Annotated in this window: 10 protein-coding genes and 1 pseudogene (1 of these 11 only partly in view); 6 read left to right on the top strand and 5 right to left on the bottom strand. The window is 48.5% G+C overall.

The genetic code is table 11. The features are described 5' to 3' along the window. Positions 1-87 precede the first annotated feature (87 nt). Positions 88-2694, bottom strand: a complete 2607-nt coding sequence (locus tag QZ310_RS00415) for an adenosylcobalamin-dependent ribonucleoside-diphosphate reductase (RefSeq protein WP_297069188.1) — start codon at positions 2692-2694, stop codon at positions 88-90. 179 nt (positions 2695-2873) lie between these two features. Between QZ310_RS00415 and QZ310_RS00410 the strand changes: the two genes are divergently transcribed. Continuing rightward, complete coding sequence (locus tag QZ310_RS00410) at positions 2874-3626, top strand: nitroreductase family protein (RefSeq protein WP_297069186.1); 753 nt, start codon at positions 2874-2876, stop codon at positions 3624-3626. A gap of 90 nt (positions 3627-3716) precedes the next feature. On the opposite strand, the gene QZ310_RS00405 is transcribed toward QZ310_RS00410, so the two are convergent. The 3 genes from QZ310_RS00405 to QZ310_RS00395 form a co-directional block, all read right to left on the bottom strand. Next, positions 3717-4895, bottom strand: a complete 1179-nt coding sequence (locus QZ310_RS00405) for a TolC family protein (protein WP_297069184.1) — start codon at positions 4893-4895, stop codon at positions 3717-3719. 63 nt (positions 4896-4958) lie between these two features. Next, positions 4959-8039, bottom strand: a complete 3081-nt coding sequence (locus tag QZ310_RS00400) for an efflux RND transporter permease subunit (RefSeq protein WP_297069182.1) — start codon at positions 8037-8039, stop codon at positions 4959-4961. Positions 8040-8074: 35 nt separating this feature from the next. Further along, positions 8075-9220 (bottom strand): efflux RND transporter periplasmic adaptor subunit, encoded by a 1146-nt coding sequence (locus QZ310_RS00395; RefSeq protein WP_297069179.1) that lies wholly within the window; start codon positions 9218-9220, stop codon positions 8075-8077. A gap of 196 nt (positions 9221-9416) precedes the next feature. On the opposite strand from QZ310_RS00395, the gene QZ310_RS00390 reads away from it, so the two are divergent. From QZ310_RS00390 to QZ310_RS00375, 4 genes are all read left to right on the top strand, one after another. After that, a complete protein-coding gene (locus tag QZ310_RS00390) occupies positions 9417-10181 on the top strand; it encodes an alpha/beta hydrolase (RefSeq protein ID WP_297069177.1) in 765 nt (254 codons plus the stop codon). 64 nt (positions 10182-10245) lie between these two features. After that, positions 10246-11832, top strand: coding sequence for a UDP-N-acetylmuramoyl-tripeptide--D-alanyl-D-alanine ligase (gene murF, locus QZ310_RS00385; protein WP_297069175.1), 1587 nt, complete (start codon positions 10246-10248; stop codon positions 11830-11832). Between the two features lie 69 nt (positions 11833-11901). Then, a complete protein-coding gene (locus QZ310_RS00380; RefSeq protein ID WP_297069173.1) occupies positions 11902-13101 on the top strand; it encodes a D-alanine--D-alanine ligase family protein in 1200 nt (399 codons plus the stop codon). A 28-nt stretch (positions 13102-13129) separates the two neighbouring features. Then, positions 13130-13306, top strand: coding sequence for a hypothetical protein (locus tag QZ310_RS00375; protein WP_297069170.1), 177 nt, complete (start codon positions 13130-13132; stop codon positions 13304-13306). A gap of 35 nt (positions 13307-13341) precedes the next feature. On the opposite strand, the gene rlmH is transcribed toward QZ310_RS00375, so the two are convergent. Beyond that, on the bottom strand, positions 13342-13815 hold the full coding sequence (gene rlmH / locus QZ310_RS00370) for a 23S rRNA (pseudouridine(1915)-N(3))-methyltransferase RlmH (RefSeq protein ID WP_297069168.1): 474 nt from the start codon (positions 13813-13815) through the stop codon (positions 13342-13344). A gap of 34 nt (positions 13816-13849) precedes the next feature. On the opposite strand from rlmH, the pseudogene nadC reads away from it, so the two are divergent. Further along, positions 13850-13966 (top strand): annotated as a pseudogene (nadC, locus tag QZ310_RS00365) (carboxylating nicotinate-nucleotide diphosphorylase); it runs 750 nt beyond the window's last position.

Below are 13966 nucleotides of genomic sequence, written 5' to 3'. Positions count from 1 at the left end.
AACCGATTGGCATCACAGCCATTGTTTCTTTGCCCTTGCAGCATTTGTGCCTCTACTTCAATCCGGCACAATTATATGTTTTTGGTCTCATCCGCAACGGGATGAACCACAAGACGTACAGATGAGACAGCCTTCCTGATAAACGAGGGTTTCCTGTCCACAGTTCGGACATTTCTGACCACCGGCAGGAGTGCCTGAAGGAAGATACTTCTTCAAGGCTCGCTCAACACCCATCTTCCAAGTGTTGATTGACTGCGAATCAAGTTCAAGGCCATTGACGAGTTTGATAACCTGGTCAATGGGCATTCCGTAACGGAGCACACCGGAAATCAGTTTCGCATAATTCCAGTATTCAGGATTGAATTTATCCGAAAGACCTTCAATGGTGGTCTTGTATCCACGTTTGTTAATGAACTGAAAGTCGTAGCGCTTTGTACCCTTGTCATCTGTAGCCTTTATGATTTTTCCCTTCGACACAGATTTCGGGCAGAAAATACCATCGTCATCATCGGCAAGACCGGTGAAAATTTCGTAGGGACGGCCATCTTTGAGTCCGACGAAAGCAATCCACTTTTCCTTGTTGTTCTGGAAGCGGACCACATCGGCTTCAAGCTCGTTCGGGCGTTTAACCTTAGGCATGGCAGCGATGACATCAGCACTTGGCAGAGCGTTTTTGCCGTCAATCGACTGGGGCGCGTCAGCACCGGCTGATTCCACCCCTTTCTCTCTATCCTTCTTCTTGTTTTCTCCCACAGAAATCAATACACCTGAACGACAACCGTCACGATAGATTGTACAGCCCTTGCATCCGGCTTTCCATGCTTCCATGTAAAGGCGGTCAACAAGCTCAACAGATGTATCGGCAGGAAGATTGATGGTTACGGAAATCGAGTGGTCAACCCATTTCTGCACCGCACCCTGCATCTTGACTTTTTCAAGCCAATCAATGTCATTGGCAGTGGCCTTGTTGTAGGGTGAACGGGCAACAAGCTCATCAAGCTCCACCTGCGAGAAGTCACGGCGCGGTTCGATGCCGTTGATGCGCATCCACTCAAGGAATTTAGGATGATATACAATGTATTCCTCAAAAGCATCCCCTGACTCATCCACAAAATCAATATGCACGTCAACGTCATTGGCATTCACCTTGCGACGACGTTTGTAGACAGGCATGAATACCGGTTCGATACCGGAAGATGTACGGGTCATGAGGGATGTGGTGCCGGTCGGCGCAATGGTCAGGCAGGCGATGTTTCTACGGCCATTCTGTTCCATGTCCGCTACGAGTTCCGGAGCAGCCTCACGCAGACGGGAGATATAAGGATTGTTGCGCTCGCGTTCAGCATCATAGACTTCAAACGCACCACGCTCCTTTGCCATCTGAACAGATGAAGCAAAGGCGGCAAGTGCAAGCGCACGATGCACCTCGACCGATTTTTCAGTTGCTTCGGGTGTACCGTAACGGAGACCGAGTGCGGCTATCATATCTCCCTCACCCGTTGTGCCGAGACCTGTACGGCGTCCTTTGAGAGTCTTTGTCTTTATCTTTAACCAAAGGTTGAGTTCTGTATCCTTCACCTCCATGCTCTCCGGATCACCCTTGATTTTTTCGATGATGGCATCGATTTTCTCCATTTCAAGATCAATGATGTCGTCCATGAGCCTCTGCGCTTTCACTATATGCTCACGGAACAAATCGAAATCAAAATATGCTTCAGGAGTAAACGGATTCTTCACATAAGAATAAAGGTTGACGGCAAGCAGACGGCAACTGTCGTAAGGGCATAGCGGAATTTCTCCACAGGGATTGGTTGAAACAGTCTGGAAACCGAGATCAGCATAGCAATCAGGGAGAGATTCGCGCAAGATGGTATCCCAGAAGAGCACACCGGGTTCGGCTGACTTCCATGCGTTAAATACAATTTTGCTCCAGAGTGCTTTCGCGTCAATCTCGGATTTCACTTCAGGTTCATTGCTGTCAATCGGGAATTGGCAGGTGTAGGTCTTCTCTGCTTCCACGCAGCGCATGAAATCATCGTCGATTTTAACCGATACGTTGGCACCTGTTATCTTGCCCTGTTCGAGTTTGGCATCAATGAAACGCTCTGAATCCGGATGCTTGATGGCAACCGTTAACATCAACGCACCGCGTCGTCCGTCCTGCGCCACTTCACGGGTTGAGTTGGAGTAACGTTCCATGAAGGGGACAAGACCTGTCGAGGTCAGAGCCGAGTTTTTGACGGGCGTACCTTTGGGGCGAAGATCGCTCATGTCATGACCGACACCGCCACGGCGCTTCATCAGCTGAACCTGCTCCTCGTCAATCTTGATGATGCTTCCGTAGGAGTCCGGATGGCCGTCAAGACCGATTACAAAGCAGTTCGACAGAGAACCGGTCTGAAAATTATTACCGATTCCTGCCATGGGGCTACCCTGAGGCACGATATAATTGAAACCGTCGAGAAGATCATATACCTCTTTCTCGCTCATCGGATTGGGGTATTTCGCTTCAATCCTTGCGAGTTCGGAGGCAAGACGATGGTGCATGTCGGCAGGAGTCAGCTCATAGATATTCCCTTCAGAATCCTTAAGGGCATACTTGCTGACCCATACTCTCGCGGCGAGTTCATCACCACCGAAATACTTGACCGAGGCATTATAAGCTTCCTCGAAAGTATATTTCGCTTTTTCCATTACTATTAGATTGCTATATAGAATTGTGTCCTTTACTTTTGCGGATGCAAAGTTGGCCAAATATTTCCTATCTTGCAAAATTTTCTCGCCTAAGTTATTTACATCCGATAATAAAATCGTAACTTGCACTCCCTTTCGTCCTCGACGGATTTTATCAACTATTATTTTTGTTTCACATCATGAATACTCCAGATTATTTCTCTTCGCGACGCACAATCCGCAAATATGATTCCACACGTCAGGTTGATCTGAGCCTGATTGACAAAATGCTTGAGGATGCAGCCCGCGCAGCCAATACGGGAAACATGCAGACATATTCCGTCATAGTCTCCACAGACCCTGACGAGATTGCCAAGCTTGCCCCGGCCCATTTCTGCCAACCCGCGATAACCAACGCGAAAGCAGTCCTTACTTTCTGTCTTGATTTCAACAGATTCAACCGCTGGTGCAGACTGAACAATACAGAACCGGGGCTCAACAATCTGCAGGGATTCACATGGGGAGTCATCGACACCTCGCTTTTCGCACAGCAATTCGTCACCATCGCAGAGATGAACGGACTCGGGACCTGTTATCTCGGCACGACGACTTATAATGCAGGCCAAATCGCAGAGACTCTCCATCTGCCATCGGATGTGGTCCCTGTAATCACTGTGACAGTGGGTTATCCCGCCGAGTTACCCGAGCTTCAAGAACGTCTGCCCATAGAAGCCATCGTGCATCATGGCCATTACGAAATTCCATCTGATGAAGCGCTCACAGAATTCTATGCAGAGAAAGAAGCTTTACCCGTCTCAAAGCAGTTCGTGAAAGAAAACAACAAGGAAAATCTTGCGCAGGTGTTTGCGGAAGTCCGTTACCCCAAATCCTCTAACGAACAATTTTCAAGGGTCTACAAGGAATTCATGAAAAATCAGGGAATCAGCTTATAGTCATCCCAGTCTACGACAACCGTTCACAAGCAAAACGGCGCATGGTCATTTCGAAATAGCCATGCGCCGTTTAAAGTTATATCATTTCTATCATTCATATCTTTGCAGACGTGCCAAAGCAAGATGATAACGGTAGTGTATGTCAAGAAAATCCCGTCGTGCCGTAAGGAAATAGTTGAGCTCCTGCATGTAGGTAAGGAAGTTTATCTGACCGGCATCAAGAGCCTTTTTGAGCAGTTCGAAATTTGAGTCGTCATCCATTACACCACGATACTCATCAAGCAACTCCTGATAGGCGAGTGCGGTTTCATATTCACCTCTCAATTCGGATTCAAGTTTGATCAGCGCCATTTCATTTTCAAGCGACTGAGCTTCCAGCCTCATGACAGCGGCCTTAGTCTTGCGACGTTGTGTCAGGAAAGGCAAAGTGACTGACACTGAAAAACCGTTGAAAGTCTCACCGGCCTCCCATTCATGAAGATAAGCAACTGAAAAGCCGGGAAGCAACGAGCGTTTCTCCACTTTGACAAGTGATTTCTGAGCCTCCACCGCAGCTGTTGATGCAGCCAGGGCTGGATCCTTCATACGCAGATTCTCGCGGTTCGGACGCAAGGCCTCCAGATTGGCATGAGGATAGCAATCTTGTATTTTATCTACAATAGAGCTTACCGGCTGTCCTCCATTAAGGTTCTGAAGCCCTGCAAGCAATACCGCTTCTTCACTTTTCAGCGTTTTTAATTCACGGGCAGCGTTTATATGCTCAACCACTGCCTTGTTATAGTCGAGGCGAGTTTCCAGTCCTTTGTCAACGGCTTCTTTGAAATAATCGACCATAGTAGCCATTCCCTCGCAAATCTTCTTTGTGGTTGCAATGCGCTGACGGACATAGACGAGGTCTATAAGAGCGACACGGATTTCCATACGTGTTGCGAGAATCTCCGATTCCCGGAGATATTGCATCGCAGTTTCAGATTTTCTGATAGCATCACGCCGGGCCGCATACACGCCGGGCCAATCAAAGGACTGCCCTATCGAGAAATTTCGCTTGTCACCGGCCTCTTTAGAGCCCCAGAGACTTTCAAATGAAATCTCCGGAGCCTCCAATGTATTTTCAGCTTTCAGCTCTTCAAGTGTAGCTGCATTTTCAGCTACACCATATTTGAGCGTTAGATTATTGGACAAGATAGTGCTGACGGCATCATCATAGTCAGATGCAAAAATTGTTGTTGGCAGAAGGGAGAGAACAATTATACTAAGCTTTTTAAACATACGATTGGGTATTCTGTCGATTTAAATTCATCATAAGCAGACACAAAGGTAGCAAATTCTTTTTTATTTACACTCCTTTCGGTTGAGATACTTATAAACAAGGGGCACAATGAATATATTGAGTACAGTAGATGTCAGGAGACCTCCAAGAATCACTATGGCCAGAGGCGACTGAATCTCATTGCCGGGTTTGTCTCCATTAACAGCCAAAGGAATTAGCGCAAGAGCCGAACTAAGAGCCGTCATAAGAATCGGGTTGAGACGGTCCGCCGACCCATGCATGATTCGTTCCTGCAGACCAACTCCTTCAGCGCGCAACTGGTCATATCGCGACATCAGCAGCATACCGTTGCGGGTGGTGATGCCAAGCAGGGAAATGAAACCAATGATTGCAGGAATATTGAGCTCACCACCGGTGAGGCGCAGAAGAATCACACCGCCGATGATGGCCAACGGCATATTCAAGAGAATCACCAGCGACTGGCTGACGCTGTGGTACTGACCATAAAGGAGCAGGAAGATGATTATCAACGCGACGAGCGAAACAAGGGCAAGAGTAGCCGAAGCCTTGGCCTCATTCTCAAACTGTCCGCCATAGCTTATGAAATATCCTTCGGGCAGAGTGATTTCCGATTCAATAGCCGAACGGATGTCATTGACCGTACCACGCAAATCGCGGTCTGCCACGTTGGCTGAAATCACGATTCGGCGGCTGACATTTTCACGGTTAATCGTATTAGGGCCTGTCGTGGAAACAATTTCCGCAACTTCGCTCAAAGGCACCTTTCCCTTATCGGTATCAATGACAAGGTCTGAAATCTCCTCCATTGAGCTGCGGCTTTCAGGGGCCATACGCAAAGTGAGATCGTAGGGAAATCCGTTTTCATACACCTGAGACACCTTTTCACCGGCAAGAGCCACATTTATAAAATCAGCGAATTCACCCATTGTCACACCATAATAGGCAAGCATATCGCGCTTGGGACGGATGTCGAGCTGCGGCCGCTCAACCTGCTGCTCGATATTCACGTCAACGACACCTTCGACTTCCGATATGCTGTGTTTGACCTGATTTCCGATGTTATACAACTTTGCAAGATCATCTCCAAAAAGTTTTATGGCAATCTGGGCTTCAGTACCTGAGAGCATCGCGTCGATTCGATGTGAAATCGGCTGTCCTATCTCAATATTGACTCCCGGAAGATGCGAAAGCTCATGGCGCAAGTCTGCAAGAAGTTCGCTGCGTGAACGCCCCTTGTCAAGTTTATATGGAGCTTCGATTTCCGAGACATTCACACCGAGGGAATGTTCGTCAAGTTCCGCACGGCCCGTCTTTCTTGCCGTAAGCGAAATTTCAGGCATGGAGAGTATGATTTTCTCTGCCTCACGTCCAAGACGGTCACTCTCTTCGAGCGATATGCCGGGAAGTGTGCTTACATTTATGGTCAGTGAACCTTCGTTAAACGAGGGAAGGAAGCTTCTGCCAAGGGTAAAGAAAATGCCTGCGGCTATGATAAAAAGCACTGCAGTCCCGATGAAAAGCGGGCGTGGACGGTTCATGGCTTTTCCAAGAGCGCCTTCGTAGGCAAGACGTAGCGCACGGGCAAACTTGGGTTCTTTGTCAAGGGCGCGCATAGCCTTTTTACTTCCTAGGAGATAGGAGCAAAGCACAGGTGTGACTGTCAAGGCCACAATAGTCGATGCTACCAACGCCACGATAAAAGATATGCCTAAGGGTTTGAGCATCTTGCCCTCCATGCCATCAAGGAAGAAAAGCGGCAGGAAGCTCGCCATGATGATGAGGGAAGAGTTGAAGATGGGCAATCTCACCTCTTTTGAGGCGTCATAGACAATCGAAAGTATGGTTTCACCGGAGCGGTGACGTTCACGAAGTCGTTTGTATACATTCTCGACATCCACAATAGCATCATCCACAAGCGAGCCAATGGCGATGGCTATACCTCCGAGACTCATGGTGTTGATGGTCAGTCCAAGGAAATGGAGCACAAGAACAGTAACAATAATTGAAAGTGGAAGTGCGACAAGAGAGATAATCGTCGTGCGTAAATTCATAAGGAAGAAGAAAAGCACAACGATAACAAAGATTGCTCCGATGAAAAGCGACTCCTGAAGGTTGCCGATTGAAGTGGCGATAAAATCGGATTGACGGAAAATATCGGTATTCACTGAAACATCACCCGGTAATGTAGACCGTATCTGCGCAAGGCTGTTTTCAATCTCGTCGGTCAGTTCTATTGTTCCGACAGCAGGCTGTTTGGTCACCGTTACGAGCACTGCGGGCTGAGCGTTAAGTGAAGCTGAACCAAGACGCGGTTCGGCAGCACCTACTTTTATGGTCGAAATATCAGACAAGCGCATCTTCGACCCGTCAGAAGTACGGATAAGGGAGTTGCCGATACTCTCCACGTCATTGGTGGAAATATCACCTTTTATAATATATTCATTGCCGTGTTCGTAAATCACACCACCTGAAGCATTGGCATTCATCTGCGCGACGGCATCACGCACATCCTGCAGACCGACACCATAACGCTGCATGGCCTCAGGATGAAGGAGAATCTGATATTCCTTAGCATCTCCACCAATCACACTCACTGAGGCAACTCCTGAAAGGGAAAGCAGGCGCGGGCGTATCTGCCTGTCGGCAATCGTGCGCAGTTCTTCCTGAGAGGTAATCGAATCGGCTGTCAAGCCGATTATCATTATCTCTCCAAGTATTGATGACTGGGGGCCGAGGGTCGGCTTGCCTACCCCGGGAGGAAGATCGCTTTCAATTTCAGAGAGTTTTTCCGATACAATCTGACGAGCGAGATACACATCAGTTCCCCAATCAAATTCCACCCACACGGACGAAAGGCCGGTAGCGGATGCCGAGCGGACTCGTCTGACACCACTCGCACCATTGACTGCCGTTTCTACAGGATATGTAATCACCTTTTCAATTTCCTCCGGAGCCATACCCGGAGCCTCGGTCATGACAACTACCGTCGGGGCATTAAGGTCTGGAAAAATGTCGACTTCCGTACGGAGAAGCACAATCATTCCATATATAAGCAGGACAACAGACATTACAATGACGGCAATTCTGTTGTCAAGAGAAAACTTTATGATTCTATTGAGCATTTTGGCCGGTTATGATAATGAAATGACTACTCTGATTAATGAGAATGTGAATGACCCTCCGGAACGACTGTGGATGTCTCGGCAAGTCTTACAAAGGTTGTGCCTATCGCTACTACGGAATCTCCTTCAGCCACACCGTCGATAATCTCAACCCGTTGGCCGTCATTCCGTCCTGCTTTTACAGGCCGTTTTGAATAAGCATGGTCATCCACCTTTATATACACGAATTTTTCGCCTTGCTGTTCTGACAAAGCATCAACCGGCACAGTAACGGCATCAGAGCGTTGCGAACCGATAAGGAAGACCTCCGCAGGTGTACCGGGAACAACATCCCCGTGGTTGTCAAACGTGAAATATACCGGAAGATAGCCGGGAGTGTTGTCGGCTCCGGATGTGGATGACGACAGCAATTTGCCACCTCTGTCGGCAAGGCTGACAGAGTGATCGTTGGAATGCGAGGGAATGAAATTGGCGGTGGAGATTCTTGGAAGGAAATCCACGTTTCTTGCAGGGAGAAGAGCTTTTAGTGTGAGTCGCTGGCTGCGTGCGACAGTCGCGATAGGCTGTCCGGCTTCAACATAAGCCCCGTCATTCACAAGTATTTCTGACACGACACCGGCGATAGGGCTCACCGCACGTCCGGATGCTGCCGTCGGGCTGTAGGAATTCTTCGCTTCCTCGTAGGCCTGCAATGCATCGTTATATTCCTTTTTCGTGATAAGCCCGTCTTTCAGGAGCGGTGTCACACGGTCGAGTTCTCGTTTTGCAGCATCAAGCGTGGCTTTGGCCGTCCTATTGACATCTCCGCCGGAAACATTCGCAGCCGAGATAGATGCGATTCCTTCGCCTGCCCTCACATTCTTCCCGGTCTCGATACCGGATGCAAGTTTCACTATTCCGGAAGTGGGAGCAGCCACAACCGAACGGTCAGTTGCGGCGGGGAGGATTTCACCCGACACTTTGACGACTTCGCTAAAGGGGGCTTTTGAAGCCGCCTCCGCTTTGACCCCGAAGCGCGCAGCATCCTCAGGCGACATCACAATATCGTCATGATGGTCATGAGCATGTTCCTGCGGTTCTTCTTTATGATTGTCGGAATGATTATGGGAGCAACTGTTGAAAAGCCCGAAAGCAACAATCGCCGAAGGTATTAAAATTCTATACGAAAATGGATAATTCATGGTTTGTTGAGTTAGACAATAATAAACGTCACAAAATTATACATGCAAAATTAATCATGAACGACATTCGGGCTGTTACATAATTTAGAGGATTTCTTGCAAAATTCGCAAACATAAGCCTCTGTCACAAACTTTTTAAAGATGTGGGTGCGATTATTCAACGCTTTTTCATAATTTTGTAGGTCAAATTGAATTTATGGACAAAGATACACGCCTTGAAGGCTTGAAACTACACTATACCGATTCGGAAAAAGGAGACAAGACCATAATCCTGATGCACGGCTGGGGTTGCAACCACACGACCCTCGCCTCAATCGAGAGAGTGGCTCTTTCCTGTGGTTACCGCGTAATCAATGTCGATTTCCCGGGCTTCGGTTCTTCGGAAGAGCCTGCCGACGTCTGGGGTGTCGAGCAGTACACCCGACAGATTGAAGCATTCGTAAAGGAACTCGGCATCACTTCCCCTATCCTGCTCGGCCACTCTTTCGGAGGTCGCGTAGGTATTCTGTATGCCTCGCGCAATCCGGTGGAAAAACTTATTCTTGTGGATGCCGCCGGTATAAAACCGCGACGCTCATTGAAATACTATTGGAAAGTCTATTCATTTAAAGCCATCAAGAGACTAATGTATCTGTTTCTTGGAAAAGAGAAAGCCGAACAGCGCCTTGATGCACGTCGCGCCAAAGCCGGTTCAAGCGATTATGCCAACGCCACTCCGATGATGCGGCGCATTCTCTCCAAAGTGGTCAACGAAGACCTTTCCGACCGTCTGTCGTCCATACAGGCCCCGACCCTCTTGATATGGGGCGAAAATGACACGGCTACACCACTTGCGGACGCGAAAAAAATGGAAAAACTCATTCCGGATGCCGGATTGGTGTCATTCCCCGGATGCGGACACTATTCTTTCCTTGACAATCCCGCACAGTTCGCAGCCGTGCTGCGCAGTTTCCTTGGTTAAATATGAAAGCCACCGAATTAACATCTTCAATAAAGAAATAACCGAAAAGACCGAAAAATAAGCTATGCTTGTCTGCAATATTATAGCCATTATCCTTGCTGCCATCTGCGTGATTTATGAATTCCGCCGCCAACTGATGATGCTCCAGCAAAACTCCTATCGTAATGAACGGTATAACCGTTGGCTCTCAGCCTCGCAGGACACCACATCAACCATGCGACTTGTCTCCGGTGCAGCGGCTCTCGCTGCATTGTCGACCCTCTCAATCCCGATGGTGTCAATGGGACTTGTAGCCATTGTTTCGATTGTCAATATCTTCAATCTGGCCGGAAAGAAATACAAGAAACCGCTTGTGATGACAAATCGCGCCAAACGCATACTCGGAGTCATGCTCGCTCTTGCAGCGCTTCCGGTTGCAGGTGTCATTGTCTTCTGCGTGTTAGGCCATCACTCTCTCGACAGGGCTGCCGTGACAGCATTGCTCATCTATTGCTTTTCCCCTCTTTTTGTCCTTGTGGCCAACATGCTTCTTAAGCCCGTTGAAAAGCATATCAATAACAAATATTACAAGGATGCGGAAAGAATCCTGGATTCGATGCCGGACCTCAGGATAATCGGTGTCACCGGCAGCTACGGAAAAACAAGCACAAAACACTACCTGAACCGCATACTTTCCGAAAAGTATGATGTCATGATGACTCCGGGCAGTTTCAACACGACAATGGGCGTCATCCGCACCATCCGCGAATACCTCAAGCCTTACAATGAAGTATTCATAGTAGAAATGGGCGCAAAACAACCGAACGACATCAAGGAAATCTGCGACCTTGTCCATCCTTCCATCGGAGTTGTCACTGCCGTAGGCGAACAGCATCTCGAATCGTTCAAGACAATTGAAAACGTTCAGCGCACAAAGTTCGAACTGATTGACTCCTTACCCGCCGACGGACTCGCTGTCATCAACGACGATTTCCCCTACGTCGCCAACCGCCCCGTGAGCAATGTAGAATGTATCCGCTATGCCGTCTCCGCGACAGGCGCCGCACAATACACTGCCGAGGATATTCAATACTCCCCTTCCGGCACCACTTTCACGGTACTTGCACCTGACGGGACACGTCTGCCATTCACGACAAAACTTGTTGGCGAATGTAATGTCTCAAATCTTCTGGCTGCAATCATCATCGCCTTGCACATGGAGGTGCCTGTCGATAAAATCCGTTATGCCGTGGCTAACATCGAGCAGGTCGAGCACCGCTTGAACATGAAGCGCACCGCAGGTGGTGTCACTATCATCGACGACGCATTCAATTCCAACCCGACCGGCTCAAAGATGGCGCTTGATGTTTTGAAAATGATGACTGGAGGCCGTCGTATCATCGTAACCCCGGGCATGATTGAACTCGGCGACCGTCAGGAAGAGCTCAATGAAATTTTCGGTGAGCATATCGCTTCTTCTGCCGATATAGCCATAATCGTCGGAGCCTACAACCGTGATGCCATCGTGGCAGGCATTGAGAACGGTAAAAACCGCATTGCGCGCCTCCACAAAGTTGACTCATTCAATGAAGCGCAACAACTCCTCGCAACAATGCTGCAGCCGGGTGATACCATACTCTACGAGAATGACCTTCCGGATACATTCAAGTAAGCCAAGAACTGCTGATTGATTTCTGACAACACATATTTATAATATATTCCACTCTACGATTCAAAGAAAATGAAAACCAACATCGGAGTCTTTTTCGGCGGACGCTCAACCGAGCATGAAATCTCGGTCATATCCGCTTCGCAGGCAATGCATGCCATCAACCGCGATAAATATGACGTGACACCTATATATATATCCAAACAAGGAAAATTCTATACCGGCGACGCGCTTTTTGATGTAGCCAACTACCGCGACATACCGGCACTTCTTGCCCGTTGCGAAGAAGTCTACATGCGTCCTGTCTATGGTGACTACAACCTCTATCGCGCTAAAGCGGCAGGACTTTTCGGCAACAAGGGACCTCTGACCACACTTGATGTTGTCATCCCTGTGCTCCACGGCTCAAACGTTGAGGATGGCATCTTTGAGGGTGTTCTTGAGACCATAGGTATCCCCTACGCCGGTTGCGACACTCTCGCAAGCGCCAACGGCATGGACAAGATTACAATGAAGATGATCCTCCGCGAATCCGGTATTCCGGTCATTGACTATGTATGGTTCACCGACAAGGAATGGTTTGCAAAACGCGACGCGCTTATTGAGAAAATCGAAAGCAAAATCGGCTATCCTGTCATTGTCAAACCGGCCAATCTTGGATCGAGTGTGGGCATCGGACGTGCAGCCAACCGCGAGCAGCTTATCGAGAAGGTGGATACCGCGCAGAAGTATTCTTCTCGCCTAATTGTCGAGCACATGGTCGACAATCTCAAGGAAATCAACTGTTCCGTTCTTGGTGACTGCGATGAATACCGGTCATCAGTTCTTGAAGAGCCGATCAAAAGTGCGGAAATTCTCTCGTATGAGGACAAATACATGGGTGGAACCAAGGGTGCGAAAGGTATGCAGGCATCGCAAAAGCGCATTCCAGCCGACCTTCCCGAAGATATGACCAAACGCATCCAATATCTTGCCGGAGAGACATTCCGCGTGTTGAGCTGCCACGGTGTCAGCCGTATCGACTTCATCATTGACGATGATTCAAAAGAAATATTCGTCAATGAAATCAACACCATCCCCGGCTCACTCTCATTCTATCTCTGGGAGGCTACCGGATTGTCGTTTGACAAACTTATGGACAAACTCGTGCAGCTTGCACTCAAACGCAAACGCGAACAAGGCCTTAAGACGGTCAGCTACGACCAGAATATATTCTCCCTTTCCGGAGGAGTCAAAGGTGGCGTGAAAGGCGCGAAATCTCCCCGTCATTAATATCATCAGAATTTAAAATGAAGTGATTATGGGAAGCATCGGTTTCTGGATTGCCTACTGCGTAGGCTTCGGCATACTCGGCGGAGGTCTTTACACCTATATGTCCGGACGTAAAAAAAAGCGCTGGATACTTTTTGTCCGGAGCGCTTTGATATATACGGCCTTTGCCTTGGCCTTTGTATGGTTTCTTTACAAGGTTGCCTGAAACCGGTGGCCTCTCACACAACGATAAGGATTCTATCAGTCATGATGATAAGGCTCTCCACGCATTATCGTCATGGCACGATAGATCTGTTCGGTGAAAAAGAGCCTGACCATCTCATGGGTGAATGTCATGCGTGAAAGCGACAGTTTGTCATCCGCACGCTCGTAAACCTCGCGGGCAAATCCGTAGGGACCGCCTATGACGAAGACAAGACGCTTGATTCCTTGAATCATCCGTCGTTCAATCAGACCCGAAAATTCGCGTGAGGTGAGTTCTTTTCCGCGTTCATCAAGAAGTGTGACAACGTCACCCGGCTGCAACGCGGCAAGTATTGCCCGTCCCTCCTGCTGTTTCTGGGCATCCTCGGTCAGTGCTTTCGAGGATTTGACATCCGGTATGACCGTCAGCTCGACCCCGACATAACGGTTTGCACGTTTCAGGAACTCTTCAACGCCACGGGCCACATAGTCGGTAGATGTTTTCCCGACAGCTATAATCACAATTTTCATGAATAATCAAATTTTGTTAATATAAGAAAAGGATATGAAGACTAAAGACGAACTTATCGACGACCTTCTTACCCTGGCATTTGCCGAGGATGTAGGCGACGGCGACCACACCACTCTCAGCACCATTCCTGCCGACGAACGAGGCGTGCAG

The organism is uncultured Duncaniella sp. (genome assembly GCF_910577345.1).
Taxonomy (GTDB): domain Bacteria; phylum Bacteroidota; class Bacteroidia; order Bacteroidales; family Muribaculaceae; genus Duncaniella.
Note: the sequence above shows the minus strand (reverse complement) of the source record. Positions and strands in the feature narration are given on the sequence as shown.